The sequence below is a fragment of the Nonomuraea sp. NPDC050451 genome (assembly GCF_044458585.1).
The window spans coordinates 81,722-98,860 of record NZ_JBITHZ010000003.1; the positions used below are offsets into that span (position 1 = coordinate 81,722).

Genomic DNA, 17,139 nt, shown 5'->3' on the forward strand with positions numbered 1-17,139 from the left:
TTGTGTCCCGCTACGACCGCTGGAACGCCATCCTCGAGCTGGTGGCCCAGGAAGGCAGGCTGTCGGTGGAGGAGGCCAGCCAGGCGCTCGGCGTCTCCACGGCGACGATCAGGCGGGACTTCGATCAGCTCGCCCAGCAGCAGATGCTCATGCGCACGCGGGGCGGGGCGGTCGCGCAGAGCGTGAGCTACGACCTGCCGCTGCGCTACAAGACGGCCAGGCACGCCGACGAGAAGCACCGCATCGCGACGGCGGCGGCCGAGCTGGTGACGCCCGGCGCCGTGGTGGGGCTCAACGGCGGCACGACCACCTCCGAGCTGGCGCGCACGCTCGCCACGCTGTCCACGCTGGAGAGCGGGTTCACGATCGTCACGAACGCGCTGAACATCGCGTCCGAGCTGACCGTCCGCCAGCACGTCAAGATCGTGGTGACCGGCGGGGTGGCCAGGCAGCAGTCGTACGAGCTCATCGGGCCGCTGGCCACCGGGGTGCTGGAGCAGGTGACGCTGGACGTGGCGTTCCTCGGGGTGGACGCGCTCGACGTCGAGCTCGGCGCGTCGGCCCACCACGAGGGGGAGGCGAGCGTCAACCACCTGCTGATCAGCCGGGCCGCGCACGTGGTCGTGGTGGCCGACTCCTCCAAGATCGGGAAGCGGGCCTTCTCCCGGATCTGCCCGATCGGGCAGGTCGACACGCTGGTCACCGACGCCCAGCTCTCCGACGCGCTGGCCGGGGAGCTGACGGAGGCGGGAGTGAAGGTCATCCGCGCCTGACCCCCCACGTCGGCACGCGTCGCGTTACAGCCGGACTGCCCTGAGGGTAGGTATCGAGGCGCAGGCGACAAAGCCTTACCAGGGGGAGATATGACGTCGGGAAGGTGCACGGCTCAGCTCGGGCCCGCGGAGCGGACCGCGGCCTTGGATCGCATGGCCGGGCAGGACTTCGACGTGGTCGTGGTCGGCGGCGGCATCGTCGGCGCCGGGATCGCGCTCGACGCCGCGACCAGGGGGCTCGACGTCGCCCTGGTGGAGGCCAGGGACTTCGCCTCCGGCACCTCCTCGCGCTCCTCGAAGCTCATCCACGGGGGCCTGCGATACCTGGAGCAGCTCAACTTCGAGCTGGTGCGCGAGGCCCTGCGGGAGCGGGCGCTGCTGCTGCAGCGGATCGCCCCGCACCTGGTCAAGCCGGTGCCGTTCCTCTTCCCGCTGACCCACTACGTGTGGGAGCGGGTCTACGTCGGCGCGGGCGTGGCGCTCTACGACACGCTCGGCGCCGCGGCCGGGGCCACCCGCGGCGTGCCGGGCCACCGGCACCTGTCCAGGTCGCGGGCGCTGCGACTGGCTCCGGCGCTCAAGAAGTCCGCCCTCACGGGCGCCGTCCAGTACTGGGACGCGCAGGTGGACGACGCTCGTTACGTGGTGAGCCTGCTGCGCACCGCCGCCACCTACGGCGCGCAGATCGCGCCGCGGGCGCAGGTGCTGGGGTTCCTGCGGGAGGGCGAGCGGGTCACCGGCGTACGCGTGCGCGACCTGGAGCTGGGCGACGAGCTGGACGTACGCGCCCAGCAGGTGGTGAACGCCACCGGCGTCTGGACCGACGACATCCAGGAGCTGGTCGGAGGCCGCGGCCAGATCCACGTACGCGCGTCCAAGGGCATCCACCTCGTGGTCCCCCGGGACCGGATCCACTCGCTGACCGGGATCATCCTGCGCACGGAGAAGTCCGTGCTCTTCGTGATCCCCTGGGGCCGCCACTGGATCATCGGCACCACCGACACCGAGTGGACGCTCGACAAGAGCCACCCGGCCGCCTCCCGCGCGGACATCGACTACCTGCTCGACCACGTGAACTCCGTCCTGTCCGTGCCCCTGAACCACGACGACGTCGAAGGCGTCTACGCGGGGCTGCGCCCGCTGCTGTCGGGCGAGTCGGAGGAGACCTCCAAGCTGTCCAGGGAGCACGTGGTGGCGCACCCGGTGCCGGGCCTGGTCATGATCGCCGGCGGGAAGTACACGACCTACCGGGTCATGGCCAAGGACGCGGTGGACGCGGTGGCGCACGGGCTCGACCAGCGGGTGCCGCGCTCGTGCACCGACCGCGTCCCGCTCGCGGGCGCCGAGGGCTTCCAGGCGCTGTGGAACTCCAGGTACCGCATCGCCCACACCTCGGGGCTGCACGTGGCCAGGATCGAGCACCTGCTGCAGCGCTACGGCTCGATGATCGACGAGGTGCTGGAGCTGGTCGAGCGCGAGCCGTCGCTGGGCAGGCCGCTGGCGGGGGCCGACGACTATCTGCGCGCCGAGGTCGTCTACGCCGCCACCCACGAGGGGGCCAGGCATCTCAACGACGTGCTGACCCGGCGCACGCGCATCTCGATCGAGACCTTCCACCGGGGCCTGGCCGTGGCGCAGGAGGCCGCCGAGCTGATGGCCGGGCCGCTCGGCTGGGACAGCGAGCAGGTGAAAAGGGAGGTGGAATACTACGCGAAGCGCGTCGAGGCCGAGCGCCGCTCGCAGGAGCAGGTCTCCGACCAGGAGGCCGACGCGATCAGGCTCGGCGCGCCGGAGATCGTCCCCGTCGTGGCCCCGGAGCAGTCATGAGCGAACCCTCGAAGAAGCTGTCCGATCCCCGCACGCTGCTGGAGGGCTATCTCGACCACTACCGCGAGGAGATCCTGCGCAAGCTGGACGGGTTTCCCGAGCCCGAGGTGAGCCGGGTGCCGTCCGGGTGGACGCCCGTGTCGATGCTCAAGCACCTGGCGTACATGGAGCGGCGCTGGTTCGTCTGGGACTTCGCGGGCGAGCGGGTCGAGGACCCGTGGAGCGACCGTGACGAGGACGACATGTTCGTCGCGACCGAGTCGTTCGAGGAGATCAAGGACTTCTACCTGGCGCAGTGCGAGCGGTCCAGGCAGGTGGTGGCGGGCGCGAGCCTGTCCGACCTGGCCTCGCGGATCGGCCGGTTCCAGCCGCCCGAGGAGCCGCCGACGCTGGCGTGGATCATGTTCCACGTCCTGGAGGAGTACATGCGCCACGCCGGCCACCTCGACATCGCGCGCGAGCTGGCCGAGTCGTCAACAGGGGCCTGAAGAGGGGAGGGGGCGGCACGCGGCGCTGCGGGATCCGCGTACCGCCCTATCCAGGATGGTCTGTCAGTACTGCGTGGCGTCGTGCACGTCGAGCAGGGGCTCCTTGACGCCGTCGCCGGAGTCGTCGGTCCAGTTGGAGTTACCGGTGGAGATCAGCTTGGTCCGTACGGCCAGCGAGCCCGCCCTGGTCGTCGGCTTGCGGGCGCCCGAGGTGAGGATGCCGGCCGCGCCCGCCACGTGGGGGCTGGCCATCGAGGTGCCGCTGATCGTGTTGTAGCCGCCGTTCATCCACGTCGAGTAGATGCAGGTGCCGGGGGCGGTGATCTCGACGGTGGAGCCGTAGTTGGAGTAGAAGGCCGAGGTGTCGTCCTGGTCGGTCTCGCTGCGGCACGAGAGCGTGCTGCCGCCCGCGCCGCCGGGCAGGCCGTCGTTGTCGGTCAGCGCCGAGACGGTGACCACGTCGGCGTGGTTGGCGGGGAAGAACGAGGACGTGTTCGCGTGGTTGTTGCCCGCGGCGACCACGACCACGATGCCGGCGTTGACGGCCCTGGTGATCGCGTTGCTGATCGCGCTGCTGGTGCAGCCGTTGCAGCCCAGGCTCAGGTTGATGACCTCGATGGTGGAGGCGCGGGCCACCACCCAGTCGATGCCGGCGGCGATCCCGGCCAGGGTGCCGGAGCCGGCCGAGTTGAGCACCTTCACGGCGTGGATGCGGGCGCCGGGGGCGACGCCGACCGAGCCGACGGAGTTGTCGATCGCGCCGACGATGCCCGCGACGTGCGAGCCGTGGCCATTGTCGTCGACCCCGGCGTTGTTCGTGCAGATGCCCAACACGCAGTTGGCGCGGGCGACCACGTTCAGGTCGGGGTGGGTGTGGTTGACGCCGGTGTCGATGACGGCGACGTCCGTGTCGATGCGCACGTCATCGGTGCCGTCGATGTCCAGGTTCGGGTTGTTGGGGCCGAAGATGCGCCGTACGCCGGTGGGCGTGGTCTGCGCGAAGGCGGTCACCTCGGCGTCGGGCTCGACGCTGAGGACGTTCGGGTTCCGCTTGAGCTGCTCGGCCGCGCTCGCGCTCAGGCGGGCGGTGTAGCCCTTGAACGCGTGCTCGTAGACGCCGACGAGCTGGCCGCCGGCCTGGGACACCTGGTCCTGGGCCGCGGTGCGGGGCGCCGCCCGCATGGTCGGCTTGAGCTCGACGATGTACGTCCCTTCCGCGGCCTGGGCGTCCTGCGCGGCGGCGGAGGCGGGCGGCGGCGCCATGGCTAACGCCACGGCGCTGACGAGCAATGCGAGCAGGGGGGTGCGTGTTCGCATCAGCGTGAGCCCTTCCTGTGTCGCGGACCCAGGGGACCCATGTCATGACAAATCCGCTGAGCCCGACATTACATGGTTAGTAAAGTTTTCATCAGTTGTCAGGCTCTGTCCATGGGAAAAAGGTGCCAATTTCATACGAAATCAGCACCTTTGATTGGTTGGGTTTGTGGTCAGCGGAGCGGGATCCAGGCCTGCTCTGCCAGTGTGGCGGCGTCGTTGACCTGGATGCCGTCGTACGAGAGCGTCCAGATCGAGTCGCCGATGACCAGCGCCCGGTCGATCCCGGCCTGGTACTCCTCCTTGGCCGGGTGCTTGATCATGCCGAGCTTCGTCACGCCCGAATCGTCGATCTTCAGGACGAGCCCGCCCGACTCGGTCTGCTGGTTCAGCGGGATCACCGCCAGGCCGGTCTTGGGCCAGTACAGGAACGCGTGCGGGTCCCACTCGGCCGCGGAGCCCGAGTCCTTCTGGAACAGCTGCGACAGCCTGCGCGGGCTGGCCGGATCGCTCACGTCGAACAGCGAGACCTGCGTGCCCAGCGTCCTGCCCTTCTCGCTGGCCTCCTGGCCGATGCCGATCAGCCGGCCCTCGGCGCCGGGGTGCAGGTACGCGGAGTAGCCGGTGATCTTCAGCTCGCCCGTCACCTTGGGCGCCGCCGGGTCGCGCAGGTCGAGCGTGTAGAGCGGGTCGACCTGCTTGAACGTGACGCAGTAGCCGACCGGGCCGATGAACCTGACCGAGTAGATGCGCTCGCCCTCGCCGAGCCCGCCGACCTCGCCGGTCTTGGCCATGGTGTCGGACTTGAGCATGTACACGGCGCTTGAGCTGTTCTTGCCGTCCGGGGAGGTGAGCGTGGTGGCGACGCGCAGGTGGCCGTCGTACTCCGACAGCGAGTACTGGTTCAGCAGCCGGCCGGGGACCTTGCCCGAGGCCACGTAGGAGGGCGCGCCGGGCGAGCCGATGTCGAACCGGTGGACCTCGGTCTCCTCGGGCGGGATCGTGGGCTCCGGGCTGGGCGTGGGGGTGTCCGGCAGCGGAGGGCTCGTGGGCGTGGGCTCCACGGCCGGGGCGGCGTCTCCCGAGGACGGTGCGGTCGTCGGGGTCTCGACCGCCGGTTCGCTGATCACCACCGGCATCCACCAGCGCGGGTTGCTGGCCACGTAGAGGCTGCTGCCGGTCCCGTACACGATGTCGCCGTCGGCCGCCAGGCTGATCGGGTCGGTGCCCGCGGCGGTCACGCCCTGCGCCAGGTCGATGGTGTGCACGGTCAGCAGCGAGGTGCCGGTGTAGTCGGCCGGGTGGCTGATCCGCTCGCACTTCACCGAGTCCTTCTTGACGGTGCCGGACGCGTCGGTGATCTCGATCTTGGGGAGCCAGGCGTCCGCCGGGGCCTGGCGGACCACGGCCTGGTTGCGCTTGAGACGCTCGGCCTCGGAGACGTCCTCCTTGAACTCGGGGAAGGCGATGTCCGGCTGGCTGCGGGTGACCAGCCTGACCGTGGAGCCGACCATCCTGGCGTCCACGTACGAGCCCTGCGGCTTGATCGTGCTCAGCACCTTGGGCCGGCCCGACAGGTCGACCAGCACGTATCTGGTGTCGGCCTGCGGGGCGAAGGAGGCCATCCGCTTGTACATGATGTCGCCGCCGCGCATCAGCACCAGCGCGCGGTCGCCCGAGACCAGCAGGTCGGCGGGCACGCCGCGCCCGTTCTCGCCCTCCGTGAGCTTGAGCGAGCCGGTGACCTTCCTGGTGGCGGTGTCGATGATCCGCAGGACGCCGTCCTTGACGGTGATGAGCCGGTTGCCGTCGGTCTTGACGACGTCGGGCTCGTCCACGCCGGCCTCGTGCACGTTCGTCGTGGAGTGCTCGGGGGTGCTCGTCTTGGCGTTCGCGGTGACCGAGCGGGCTGAGTCCTCCATGTACGCGAGGGGCATGACGTTGTCGAACCCGTACGGGGTGACGCGCTGGGCGGCGTGCTCACGCAGCCCGGACAGCAGGTCGTCGCAGCCGTTGTAGGCCACCAGGCGGATCGCGCCGAGCGAGCTCACCCTGGGCTTCGGCGGCGCGCCGGCGGTCGTGGAGGTGCAGGCGACCGCGGCCGTCGCGAGCGCCGCGACGGTCGCGGCCGTGCGGATCAGCGTCTTCATGCCCTCATGACGGCTGCCCCGGGCGGATGGTTCAGGAGCCCTTGTTCGGGTTGACGGTGAAGACCGGGCTGAAGTCGATCTCGTCGGGCACCTCGAGCAGCTTGCGCACGAGTTTCCCGCTGAAGTCGACCACCTGGACCTCGTCGTCGGCGCCGTTGTCCTGCTCCCAGCAGTAGAGATGGCTCTCGTCGTAGAAGCCGAGGACCTTGTCGCACTGCGAGGAGAACTTACGCAGGCGATCGCCCGACTTGGTGTCCCAGATGCAGTGGTCGCCGTCGCCGCCGTTGGGACAGTTCGTGACGAACGTCTTGCCGGAGGGCGAGAAGATGTCCTGCGTGCCGGCGGACAGCGTGCCGATCTCGCTCGCCGAGTGCGTGGCCTTGCCCAGGGCGTTGAAGAAGCGCAGGCTGCGGTTCTTCTCGTCGCCGTAGACGTTCACGGTGCCGTCCTCGGCGCCGTCGAAGCCGAAGGCCGTCTGGCGCACGGAGGTGTCGCTGACGTCGACCTGGGTGGCCTCCTTCCTGGCCACGTCCACGATGACGAAGCCCAGGTAGAGCCACTTGTTCCCGACCTTGCGCTCGGTGTTGAGCAGGATCTTCGAGCCGTCCCTCGACCACGCTCTGATGCTGCTGATCAGCGGCTCCTTGACGGTCTTGATCGTCGAACGGTCGCCCGACTGCCGGTCGGTGAGGACGATGAAGTCGAAGTCGTCGGAGCTGTAGCTCCTGCCCCTCTCCGCGAGGTAGCGGCCGTCGGGGGAGACCATCGACTCCCAGTTGGCGGCGTACTTCGTGAACGAGCCGCGCAGCGACCCCCTGGCGTAGTCGATCCAGTCGTCCTTCTTCTTGTCGTAGATCTCGTAGGAGGTCAGCACGATCGCGTCGCCCGGGTCCTCGTAGAGCGAGATGTTGGCCCCGGGGAGCGCCTTCTTGGCGCCCGCCCTCGGCACGGCCGACTCGGTGGGGGACGGGCTGGCGCTCGTCCTGCTCTTCGTCGATCTCGGCGCCGGGGTGTTGACCGGGCCGGCCAGCGTCGACGACTTGTCGACCTGGATGTACACGACCACGCCGGCGAGGATCAGCAGCGCGACCGCCACCGTGATGCCGGCGACCAGCGGCGCCCTGCTCTTCCTCGGCGGCCGCTGCTCGCCCCAGCTCGGGTGCGTGGGCTGGCCGTAGCCTCCGGGAGGCTGCCACGGCGGCTGGGGGGACGGGGCGACGGAGCCGGTGTGCGGGACCGGGCCGGAGTGCCCGCCGGGCCCCGGGTACGGGACGGGACCCGACGGCGGGACCGGGTGCGGGCCCGACGAGGGCATTGACGGCGGCCCCGAGTGCGGCCCCGGCAGGGGACCGGACAGGGGCCCTGACGGCGGGCCCGAGTGCGGCCCCGAGTGCGGCCCCGAGTGCGGACCCGAGTGCTGGCCTGAATGCGGGCCCAGCGGCCCCGACGGCGACGCGAAGGGCGACGACGGCGCGGGGGCGGCCTCGGCGGCGGCCTGCGCGAGGATGCCGGATCCGGGCGCGTGCTGCGGCCCGGAGCTGGGCGCGGCGCCCGGCGCCGGGTGCCGCAGCAGCTGCATGATGACCTGCTCGGCCGTCGGCCGCTGCGCCGGGTCCTTGGACAGGCACGCGGCCACCACGTCACGCAGCTGCCCGTCCAGCATGCCCAGGTCGGGGTGCTGGTTGAGAACGCGGTTGATCACCGCGGGCATCGTGTCGCTGCCGAACGGCGCCTGCCCGGAGGCGGCGAAGACCATCGCGCTCGCCCACGAGAACATGTCGGCGGCCGGGCCGACCGTGTGCCCCATGATCTGCTCGGGCGACATGTACGCCGGCGTGCCCACGACCATGCTGCTGATCGTCGAGGTGGCGTTCAGCGCCCTGGCGATGCCGAAGTCGATCACCCGGGGCCCGTCGGCGCCGATGATCACGTTGGCCGGCTTGAAGTCGCGGTGGACGATGCCGGCCTGGTGGATGGCGGCCAGCGCGGTGGCGGTGCCGATGGCCAGGCGGTGCAGCACGGTGCCCGTGCGCGGCCCGTCCTCCTGCACGACCCGGTGCAGCGAAGGCCCCTCGATGAACTCGCTGACGATGTACGGCCGGTCCTGCTCGACCCCGGTGCCGAGGACGGCGGCGGTGCAGAACGGCGCCACCTGCTGGGCCACCTGGACCTCGCGCGTGAACCTCTCGGCGCTCACCTGGTCGCCCGACAGGTCGGGCCGCAGCCACTTGACGGCCACGCGGGAGTCATTGTGGCCTTTGGCGAGGTAGACGACGCCCTGACCGCCCTCGCCGAGCCGGCCGAGGAGATCCAGGCCCCCCAGCCGCTGTGGATCTCCGGGGCGTAGCGGAGCGAAGGTTGCCATGTAGGGATTCTGTCGCTATGGCGCGAATCCGCAAAAACTACCCGTCGGTAGCCGGGCGGAATATCCTTCTGGCATGCACGTGACGTCCAGCGGTAGGACACGGCACATCATCGCCCCCTTCACCGGCGAAACCCTCGCTGAGCTGCCCGTCTCGGACGTCGACGACGTCCGCAGGGCGTACGAGAAGGCCAGGGCCGCCCAGGCCGAGTGGGCCCGCAGACCCGCGACGGAGCGGGCGAGACCGTTCCTGCGGCTGCACGACGCGATCCTCGACCGGCGCTCCGAGATCCTCGACATCGTCCAGAACGAGACCGGCAAGGCCCGCAAACACGCCTTCGAGGAGGTGCTCGACGTCGCCGGCTGCGCCCTCCACTACGCCCGCCGCGCGCCCGGCCTGCTCGCGCCGCGCGCCCGCAAGGGCGTCTTCCCCGGCGCCACCCGCGTCGTGGAGCTGCGCCGGCCCAAGGGCGTGGTCGCGCTGATCTCCCCGTGGAACTACCCGCTCGCGCTGGGCGTCACCGACGCGGTGCCCGCGCTGCTGGCCGGCAACGCGATCGTGCACAAGCCGGACACGCAGACCGCCCTGTCCACGCTGTGGACCATCGACCTGCTGGCCGAGCTGGGCATGCCGCGCGAGATCTGGCAGGTCGTGCTCGGCGAGCCGGCCGAGATCGGCGACGCGCTGCTGGACGACGCCGACTACGTGGCGTTCACCGGATCGACGCGCGGCGGCAGGAAGATCGCCGAGGAGGCGGCCAAGCGGCTCATCGGCTGCTCGCTGGAGCTCGGCGGCAAGAACCCCATGGTGGTGCTCGACGACGCCGACCTCGACGTGGCCGTCCAGGGGGCCATCCGGGCCTGCTTCACGAACGCCGGGCAGCTCTGCCTGTCGATCGAGCGCCTGTATGTGCACGCGTCCGTGTTCGACGCCTTCGCCGAGCGCTTCGTCGAGCAGGTCCGTGGCATGAAGCTGGGCGCGGGACACGACTGGTCGGTGCAGATGGGCTCGCTCACCTCGCAGCGCCAGCTCGACACGGTCAGCGCGCACGTGGACGACGCCCTGGCCAAGGGCGCGCGGCTGCTGACCGGGGGCAAGGTCAGGCCCGACCTGGGCCCGCTGTTCTACGAGCCGACCGTGCTCACCGGCGTCGCCGAGGACATGGAGCTGTGCCGCAACGAGACGTTCGGGCCGGTGGTCGCGCTCTACCCGTTCACCTCCGAGGACGAGGTGGTCGAGCTGGCCAACGACACCATCTACGGCCTGAACGCCTCCATCTGGACCTCCAGCCTCCCGCGCGGCCGCGCGCTCGCCGCCCGCGTCAAGGCGGGCACGGTCAACATCAACGAGGGGTACGCCTCGGCCTACGCCTCCTACGACGCCCCCATGGGCGGCATGAAGGCGTCCGGGCTGGGCCGCCGGCACGGGTCGGAGGGCCTGCTGCGCTACACCGAGTCCAAGACCGTGGCCTCGCAGGCGGGCTGGCTGGGGTTCGAGCCGCCGTTCGGGCTGCCGTACGAGAAGTGGGCCGCCACCCTGGCCACCACGCTCAAGACGATGCGGCGGTTGCGGTTGAAGTGACGTCTACGCTGTAAACGTGAACGATCAGGGCACGGCCGGGCGCATCGTGGCCGTCGCGCGGCAGATGCTCCTGGAGGGCGGCGCCGACGCGGTCAGCATGCGCCGCGTGGGCGACGCCGTGGGCATCACCGCCATGGCCATCTACCGCCACTATCCCAACCGGGAAGCCCTGCTGCGCGCGGTCGCCGACCGCAGCGCCCGCGAGCTGGCGCAGGCGTGGCGGCAGCGGTCCCCCTCGGGGACGTGGGACGAGCGGTGCACGGCCGCGCTCGACGACTTCCTCGACTTCGCCCTCGGGAGCCCGCACCTGTACCGGTTCCTGACCCAGGACGCCTGGGCAGGGGCGCGGCGCTTCCCCGAGGACTTCCGCGACGGGCAGGGGCCGCCGTTCAGCGTCGTCGCCGAGCTCGTGGAGGAGGGCATGCGTACGGGGCGGCTGCGCGAGGACGATCCGCTGGAGACGGCGATGACGATCACATCGAGCGCGCAGGGTCTGGTCCAGCAGTACCTGAGCGGGCGGATCGGGATGGACGAGGCCGACTTCCGCGCGCTCTGCCACCGGTCGACCGGGCGGATCATCAACGGGCTCGTGCGGAATAACCCGTCCTGAGCCGGTGTAGTTGACGTCCATGGAGATTCGTTATCTCGGAGGGCCGACGGCGGTCCTGGAGGTCGGCGGGGTCCGCCTGCTGACCGATCCCACGTTCGACGCGCCCGGCGACTACCCGATCGGGAACAGGGCGCTCACGAAGACCGCGGGGCCGGCCCTCGGCACGGCCGAGCTCGGGGCCGTGGACGCGGTGCTGCTCTCCCACGACCAGCACCCGGACAACCTCGACAAGGCCGGGCGGGACTACCTGACGTCCGTTCCGCTGGTGCTCTCCACCGGGTCGGCGGCCGAGCGGCTGGGGGCCTCCGTGCGGGCGCTGCCCAACTGGACGTCCGTCACGGTGGGCGACGGGCTGCGGGTGACCGGGGTCCCCGCCCAGCACGGGCCCGACGGGACCGAGCACCTGGTGGGAGAGGTGACCGGGTTCGTGCTCAGCGGTGACGGGCTGCCGACCGTCTACGTGAGCGGGGACAACGCCTCGCTGGACGTCGTACGGGAGATCGCCGGGCGGTTCGGCCCCGTGGACGTGGCGCTGCTGTTCGCGGGCGGGGCGCGCACGCCGCTGGTCGACGGCTACCTGACGCTGACCAGCGACGACGCCGTGACGGCGGCCGACATCCTGGGGGCCCGGCACGTGGTGCCGCTGCACTTCGAGCACTGGGCGCATTTCACGCAGGGGCGGGACACCGTGGAGAAGGCGTTCGCCGGGTTCGGCGACCGGCTCCGGCTGCTCGCTCCGGGCGAAAGCACTGCTGTTTGATCGGTCGGCTCGTGGCGAACGGCGCCGCCCGGCCCTGCCCCGGCCTGGCAGGGTGGAGCCGTGAGCTGGAACACGCGGGCCCTCGACGTGCTGGCGGCGGGGGAGCCCACCCCGCTGATCGACTTCCCGGTCCAGGCGCCCGGGATCAGACTGCTGCTGAAGGACGAGTCCGCGCAGCCGACCGGGAGCCTGCGGCACCGGCACGCCAGGGCGCTGTTCCGGCAGGCCGTCCTCGACGGGCTGGTCAGCGAGGGCACGACCGTGGTGGAGGCCACGGGCGGCAACGCGGCCGTCGCGCAGGCCTGGTTCGCGCGGCGGCTCGGGCTGCCGTACATCGTGGTCATGCCGGGCGAGCGCAGCCAGGCGCGGGCCCGGGCGGTGGAGGCGCTGGGCGGGGAGTGCAGGTTCGTGACGCCGCCGCTGGCGATCTACGACGCGGCGCGCGGGATCCCGGGGCATTTCCTCGACCAGTTCGGGCGGGCGGCCGAGCACGACCTGGGGGAGGAGCTGTTCGCCCAGGTGCGGCCCGACTGGGTGGTGACGGGCGCGGGCACGGGCGCCACCTCCGCCACGCTCGGGCGGTGGATCCGCGATCACGACGTGCCCTGCCGGGTCGCGGTGGCCGATCCCGATAATTCGGCATATTTCCCGGGATGGACGCTCGACGTGCCCGACTACGCGACCGGGATGCCGTCGCGCATCGAGGGCATCGGGCGGCCCCGCGTCGAGCCGGGGTTCCGGCCCGACCTGGTCGACCTCGTCGTCCCGGTGCCCGACGCGGCGAGCGTGGCGGCGGCCCGGCACATCAGGGCGGTCACGGGCCTCGCGGTGGGCGGCTCGTCGGGCACGGCGCTCTGGGCGGCGCTGGAGCTGGTCGAGCGCATGCGGGCCAGGGGCGAGACCGGCACCGTGGTGTCGCTGGTCGGGGACGCCGCCGATCGGCATCTGGCGACTTGTCACGATGACGCGTGGGCCGCCGCCAAGGGGCTGGACGCCGGGCAATACGCCGATGAGCTGCTGCGCCGGGTAGCGCTCAGGCCAGGGGATGGGTGACCCAGACGTTCGGCTCGACGTACACGGCGTGGTCCTGCTCCACGTCGCAGTGCACCAGGGTGAGCGCGCCGGGCACCTCCACCGGGCCCGGGCGGTCGAACGGCAGGTCCGTCCACTGGCGCCACTCCGCCAGCGTGCCCGAGACGACCATCGAGCGCGGGGCCACCTTGACGATCTTCCCGCCCGCCCGCACGTGCACGCGTAACCAGTCGTCATGGGGCAGGCCGTCGGCGCGGGTCCTGAAGGCGTACTCGTTCATGGGGGTGCGCGGTTCGAGGTGTTTCCTATTGGGCCTGACCGGCGCCACCAGCTCGCGGTAGCCGAGGCCGGCGGCGTGCTCGCGCATGGCCGCGAGCACCAGGGAAGAGAGCCCCGTCCCTTGGAGGTCGCGGCGGACGGAGATCTCCAGGGCGGAGATGCTGTCGGGCCGCCGGCCGCGCTCGCGGGCCAGCCAGCCGTACCTGATCACGCCGTCCCACCCGTCGTCGGGCAGCTCGGAGCCCCTGGAGAGGAACGGGATCATGCACCCCCGCGCCGCCAGCCGTCCCGGCTCCTCGTCGGAGTCGGCCACCAGCACGTAGTCGGCGTAGGTCGTGGTGGCGAACGGATAGAACAGGTCCGCGATCGGATCCTCGAGCACGAAATCGTGCCACGTATGGTCCATTTCGAACAGCGACGTCGCGAACTCGGGACGCTCCGCGAGCGTCGTGATCTTGAGGGCCACGAGAATCATTCTCACATTACGGCCGACCGGTACGCGCTTGTATAAATCAGGGCGAATGGCGTGCGCTAGCGTCGGCCGCATGACAGAACTTGACGCCAGGCTGCGCGCCATCACCGACCTGATCGTGGCCGAGGCGCGCGAGGGCGGCGGCAGGCACGAGTACGACGGCCGGATCCAGGACCTCTCGCCCTCGGGCGTGCGGTCCGGGCTGGCGCGACTCGGCGAGGGGCCGCTGCCCGCGGACGCGCATGACGCCGAGCACCTACAGGTGTTCGAGGAGAGCCTGCGCACCCAGTTCGGCGAGCTGGAGCTGCATCGCAAGAACCCGCTGATCCACCTCTCGAACCTCGATCTCGCCTGCTACGACCGCGACTACGCCCCCGAGGAGGAGCGCGCGGCGGCCAAGGCGGCCCACCTCGCGCTCTGGCCCGAGGCGGTGGACCAGGCGATCGCCTCGCTCGACCAGATCCCGGCCCCCGTCGCGCAGTCGCTGCTCGCCGCGACCAAGGGGCTGGCCGCCGGGGTTACCGACGAGGCCGCGCTCAAGGCGCACAGCCTGCTCGTGGCCCACGTCGAGCGGGCCGCGGCCGAGGGCGACCCCGACGCGGCGCTCGGCGGCGAGGCGCTGGCCAGACTCATGGGCACGGCCGAAGGGCTGCCCGTCGACCTGGGCAGGCTCGCCGAGCGGGCCGACGCCGAGCGGGACCGGCTGATGGGGCTGCTCGCCGAGTCCTGCGCCAAGCTGGGGGAGCGGGACCGGGCGCCGCTGGACGTCGTACGGGAGCTGGTCAAGGACCATCCCGACGCCGACGGGGTCATCGAGGCGGCGCGGATCGGCACGGAGAAGGCCATCGCGTTCACCCGTGAGAAGGATCTCGTGCCCTACCACGACGGCGAGTGCCTGGTGGGGCTGGCACCGGAGTCGCGGCGCTGGGCGATGGCCATGATGGCGTGGAACTCGCCGGGCGAGCCCGAGGGCCCGTCCTGGTACTACATCACGCCGCCGGACCCGTCCTGGCCGAAGCAGGACCAGGAGGAGTGGCTGGAGGTCTTCAGCAACGTGACGCTGCCGGCGATCAACGTGCACGAGGTCGCGCCCGGGCACTTCTCGCACGCCCGCGCGCTGCGGCGGGCGAAGTCGGACGTGCGCCGGCTCCTGCAGTCCCTCGCGTTCATCGAGGGGTGGGCGCACTACGCCGAGGAACTGTGCGTGGAGGAGGGCTTCGAGTCGGGCGACCCGCGGTTCGAGATCGGCGTCTGGGTGGAGGCGCTGCTCCGCGTCACCCGGCTGGCCTGCGCGATCGGCGTGCACACCGGGCAGATGACGGTCGAGGAGGGCGCCAGGCGCTTCGAGTCCGACACGCACCTGGCCGGGCCGGCCGCGCTGTCGGAGGCCAGGCGGGCGACGTTCGACCCGACGTACGGGCGTTACACCTGGGGCAAGCTGCTCATCCTCGACCTGCGGGTGCGGGTGCGGGCGCGGGCGGAGTGGGGCGCGGACTTCACCCTGCAGCGCTATCACAAGGCCCTGCTCGACCTCGGCTCGCCGCCCCTGGGTCTGATCGACCGCATCCTCTAGATCGTCCCCTGGGACCCTGGGGCGGCGGTGGCACGTCCGGTAGCGTCGGTCGCGAGCGAGGGGAGGATGATCCTGTGCGGGAGCTCTCCGGCAAGGTCGCCGTGGTGACCGGCGCGGCCAGCGGCATCGGGCGGGCGCTGGCGCTCAGGTTCGCGGCCGAGGGCATGGCGCTGATGCTCGCCGACGTCGATCCCGGCGGCCTCGCCGAGACGGCCTACCAGGCAGGCGACGGCAAGGTGCTCACGCAGGTCACCGACGTCTCCGACGCGGCGGCCGTACGGCACCTGGCCAACCGCTGCTTCGGCGAGCTCGGCGCCGTGCACGTCCTCTGCAACAACGCCGGCGTCTTCCAGGGCGGCCGCATGTGGACCCGCGGCGAGGAGGACTTCGCCTGGCTGCTGGGCGTGAACCTCTGGGGCGTGCTCCACGGCATCCACGAGTTCGTCCCGCGCATGATCGAGCAGGACACCGAGGGGCACATCGTCAACACGGTGTCGGTGGCCGGGCTGTTCACCACGCCGGGCTCGGGCGGGTACGCGGTCACCAAGTACGCCGCGATGGCCGCGTCCCAGGCCCTCGCCGAAGACCTGGCCGCCACGGGCTCCAAACTCCGGGTGACCGCGCTCTGCCCCGGCGCGGTCAGGACCCGCATCGCCGACTCCGAGCGCGTACGCCCGGCCGGCCTGGTCACCACCCCCACCCAGGACGAGGTGGACGCGCAGGAGTGGGTCGGCCGGGCGGCCGAGCGCGGCATCGAGCCGGCCGAGGTGGCCGGCCTGGTCGTGGCGGCCATCCGCGAGGAGCGGTTCCTGGTGCTGACCGACCCCAGGTACGCCGCCCGGCTGCGCCTGCAGACCGAGACCCTGCTCACCGGGAACCTGCCGCCCTACCAGTGACGTTCGTGGGCCAGCACCCGCACCACCGTGCCGCTGTGCGGCCTGACCAGCAGCCGGACGTGGTCGCCGGGCAGCACGTCCTGGTAGAGGCCCTGCGTGACCAGGAACGACCTGGCCTTCTCCGAGCTGCCGTCGTGGACGGCCACGTGATAGGCCCGCCTGCTGCTCATCGTCTCGGGGTCCTGATCGACGACGGCCCAGCGCTTGACGACGAAACCGGAGACCTCCTGCCGCTTGGGGCCCGGCGCGGCGGACCCGGGCGGCTCGATCCCGACGCCGTGCCAGCCGCTGCCCGTGAAGATCCACTCCTGCTGCGGATCCGTCGGCTCGGCGTCCGGCCCGGCGACCTCCCGCCCAGCCGGCGTCAGCAGGAACCCCCGGCCCGCCATGAGCAGCCCCACCCCGGCCACGAACGACACCATCGTCGCGATCATCCCCGGCCACGACAGCCCGGCCGCGGAGATGGTGGCGTACCAGGGGATGAACAGCCCGGCGGCCAGGAGCACCGGAACGATCATGCTCGGCCAGCGCCGCCGTGCCAGGCCCAGGTCGATGGCGGTCTGCCGGGCCAGCGGGACCAGGCCGCCGTCCAGGTCGGACCCTTCGGGCATGACCGCCATGACGGGCGCGTACGGCTTGCCCGCCAGGCGGGCGACCACCCGTTCCAGGACCCATCGCTCGTACGGGAGGAGCGGCTCCTGCCTCAGGGGCGCCACCGAGAGGCGGTCGTCCTCGATCGTCAGCCACCCGCGCCCGGCCAGCTCGAACAGCGCCGAGTGGAACACCTCCTGAGCCCGCATGCCGCGTAACAGCTCGACCACGGGCAGCGGCGCCTCGTGTCGCGGCGCCCCACGCGGGCGGTCGCGGCTGGACACCTTGAAGGCGGCGGCCAGCGTGGCGGCCCACAGGGCCCACGCCGTCGCCGGCCAGACAAGATCCATTGTTCTGTGTTAGCACGAGTGCCGGTGGCAGGCCAGGCGTAATGCACAAGGCCGATAGACTGTAGTCACCGCATTTCGCC

Annotated in this window: 14 protein-coding genes; 9 read left to right on the forward strand and 5 right to left on the reverse strand. The window is 71.4% G+C overall.

Annotated elements, in window-relative coordinates:
* The first annotated feature begins 2 nt into the window (after nucleotides 1-2).
* The 3 genes from ACIBI9_RS11685 (at nucleotide 3) to ACIBI9_RS11695 (ending at nucleotide 3,088) form a co-directional block, all read left to right on the forward strand.
* Nucleotides 3-773 (forward strand): DeoR/GlpR family DNA-binding transcription regulator, encoded by a 771-nt coding sequence (locus tag ACIBI9_RS11685; RefSeq protein ID WP_397221915.1) that lies wholly within the window; start codon nucleotides 3-5, stop codon nucleotides 771-773.
* Nucleotides 774-863: 90 nt separating this feature from the next.
* Nucleotides 864-2,600: a glycerol-3-phosphate dehydrogenase/oxidase gene (locus tag ACIBI9_RS11690; RefSeq protein WP_397221917.1), complete on the forward strand. Its 1,737-nt coding sequence runs from the start codon at nucleotides 864-866 to the stop codon at nucleotides 2,598-2,600.
* Complete coding sequence (locus tag ACIBI9_RS11695) at nucleotides 2,597-3,088, forward strand: DinB family protein (protein WP_397221918.1); 492 nt, start codon at nucleotides 2,597-2,599, stop codon at nucleotides 3,086-3,088. The genes ACIBI9_RS11690 and ACIBI9_RS11695 overlap by 4 nt, the downstream gene beginning before the upstream one ends.
* A 63-nt stretch (nucleotides 3,089-3,151) precedes the next feature.
* On the opposite strand, the gene ACIBI9_RS11700 is transcribed toward ACIBI9_RS11695, so the two are convergent.
* From ACIBI9_RS11700 to ACIBI9_RS11710, 3 genes are all read right to left on the reverse strand, one after another.
* Complete coding sequence (locus ACIBI9_RS11700) at nucleotides 3,152-4,405, reverse strand: S8 family serine peptidase (protein ID WP_397221919.1); 1,254 nt, start codon at nucleotides 4,403-4,405, stop codon at nucleotides 3,152-3,154.
* Nucleotides 4,406-4,575: 170 nt separating this feature from the next.
* Entirely contained in the window at nucleotides 4,576-6,552 is a 1,977-nt protein-coding gene (locus ACIBI9_RS11705) for a beta-propeller domain-containing protein (RefSeq protein ID WP_397221920.1), read from the reverse strand.
* A 31-nt stretch (nucleotides 6,553-6,583) separates the two neighbouring features.
* Nucleotides 6,584-8,917, reverse strand: coding sequence for a protein kinase (locus ACIBI9_RS11710; protein ID WP_397221921.1), 2,334 nt, complete (start codon nucleotides 8,915-8,917; stop codon nucleotides 6,584-6,586).
* 73 nt (nucleotides 8,918-8,990) lie between these two features.
* Between ACIBI9_RS11710 and ACIBI9_RS11715 the strand changes: the two genes are divergently transcribed.
* From ACIBI9_RS11715 to ACIBI9_RS11730, 4 genes are read left to right on the forward strand one after another with little or no spacing between them, the layout of a single operon-like run.
* Entirely contained in the window at nucleotides 8,991-10,496 is a 1,506-nt protein-coding gene (locus ACIBI9_RS11715; protein WP_397221922.1) for a succinic semialdehyde dehydrogenase, read from the forward strand.
* Between the two features lie 16 nt (nucleotides 10,497-10,512).
* Nucleotides 10,513-11,106: a TetR/AcrR family transcriptional regulator gene (locus tag ACIBI9_RS11720; RefSeq protein WP_397221923.1), complete on the forward strand. Its 594-nt coding sequence runs from the start codon at nucleotides 10,513-10,515 to the stop codon at nucleotides 11,104-11,106.
* Nucleotides 11,107-11,125: 19 nt separating this feature from the next.
* Complete coding sequence (locus ACIBI9_RS11725; RefSeq protein ID WP_397221924.1) at nucleotides 11,126-11,866, forward strand: MBL fold metallo-hydrolase; 741 nt, start codon at nucleotides 11,126-11,128, stop codon at nucleotides 11,864-11,866.
* A gap of 60 nt (nucleotides 11,867-11,926) precedes the next feature.
* Nucleotides 11,927-12,919 (forward strand): PLP-dependent cysteine synthase family protein, encoded by a 993-nt coding sequence (locus ACIBI9_RS11730; RefSeq protein ID WP_397221926.1) that lies wholly within the window; start codon nucleotides 11,927-11,929, stop codon nucleotides 12,917-12,919.
* Here the strand turns inward: ACIBI9_RS11730 and ACIBI9_RS11735 are convergent.
* On the reverse strand, nucleotides 12,900-13,652 hold the full coding sequence (locus tag ACIBI9_RS11735; RefSeq protein WP_397221927.1) for an N-acetyltransferase: 753 nt from the start codon (nucleotides 13,650-13,652) through the stop codon (nucleotides 12,900-12,902). The two genes, ACIBI9_RS11730 and ACIBI9_RS11735, sit on opposite strands and share 20 nt — an antisense overlap.
* A 70-nt stretch (nucleotides 13,653-13,722) precedes the next feature.
* Here ACIBI9_RS11735 and ACIBI9_RS11740 point away from each other — a divergent pair, with 70 nt between their 5' ends.
* Together ACIBI9_RS11740 and ACIBI9_RS11745 are read left to right on the forward strand one after the other, a co-directional pair.
* Nucleotides 13,723-15,222 carry a DUF885 family protein gene (locus ACIBI9_RS11740; protein ID WP_397221928.1) on the forward strand — a complete coding sequence of 500 codons (1,500 nt, stop codon included), beginning with the start codon at nucleotides 13,723-13,725 and terminating at the stop codon, nucleotides 15,220-15,222.
* A gap of 74 nt (nucleotides 15,223-15,296) precedes the next feature.
* A complete protein-coding gene (locus ACIBI9_RS11745) occupies nucleotides 15,297-16,118 on the forward strand; it encodes an SDR family NAD(P)-dependent oxidoreductase (RefSeq protein ID WP_397221929.1) in 822 nt (273 codons plus the stop codon).
* Here ACIBI9_RS11745 and ACIBI9_RS11750 read toward each other — a convergent pair.
* Nucleotides 16,109-17,059, reverse strand: a complete 951-nt coding sequence (locus tag ACIBI9_RS11750) for a hypothetical protein (RefSeq protein WP_397221930.1) — start codon at nucleotides 17,057-17,059, stop codon at nucleotides 16,109-16,111. The genes ACIBI9_RS11745 and ACIBI9_RS11750 overlap by 10 nt on opposite strands.
* Nucleotides 17,060-17,139: the final 80 nt, after the last annotated feature.

Bases quoted from the DNA above. Each gene is read 5' to 3' on its own strand.
- ACIBI9_RS11690 (WP_397221917.1), top strand. From the start codon at position 864: ATGACGTCGGGAAGGTGCACGGCTCAGCTCGGGCCCGCGGAGCGGACC.
- ACIBI9_RS11695 (WP_397221918.1), top strand. From the start codon at position 2,597: ATGAGCGAACCCTCGAAGAAGCTGTCCGATCCCCGCACGCTGCTGGAG.
- ACIBI9_RS11700 (WP_397221919.1), bottom strand. From the start codon at position 4,405: ATGCGAACACGCACCCCCCTGCTCGCATTGCTCGTCAGCGCCGTGGCG.
- ACIBI9_RS11705 (WP_397221920.1), bottom strand. From the start codon at position 6,552: ATGAAGACGCTGATCCGCACGGCCGCGACCGTCGCGGCGCTCGCGACG.
- ACIBI9_RS11710 (WP_397221921.1), bottom strand. From the start codon at position 8,917: ATGGCAACCTTCGCTCCGCTACGCCCCGGAGATCCACAGCGGCTGGGG.
- ACIBI9_RS11715 (WP_397221922.1), top strand. From the start codon at position 8,991: ATGCACGTGACGTCCAGCGGTAGGACACGGCACATCATCGCCCCCTTC.
- ACIBI9_RS11725 (WP_397221924.1), top strand. From the start codon at position 11,126: ATGGAGATTCGTTATCTCGGAGGGCCGACGGCGGTCCTGGAGGTCGGC.
- ACIBI9_RS11735 (WP_397221927.1), bottom strand. From the start codon at position 13,652: ATGATTCTCGTGGCCCTCAAGATCACGACGCTCGCGGAGCGTCCCGAG.
- ACIBI9_RS11740 (WP_397221928.1), top strand. From the start codon at position 13,723: ATGACAGAACTTGACGCCAGGCTGCGCGCCATCACCGACCTGATCGTG.
- ACIBI9_RS11750 (WP_397221930.1), bottom strand. From the start codon at position 17,059: ATGGATCTTGTCTGGCCGGCGACGGCGTGGGCCCTGTGGGCCGCCACG.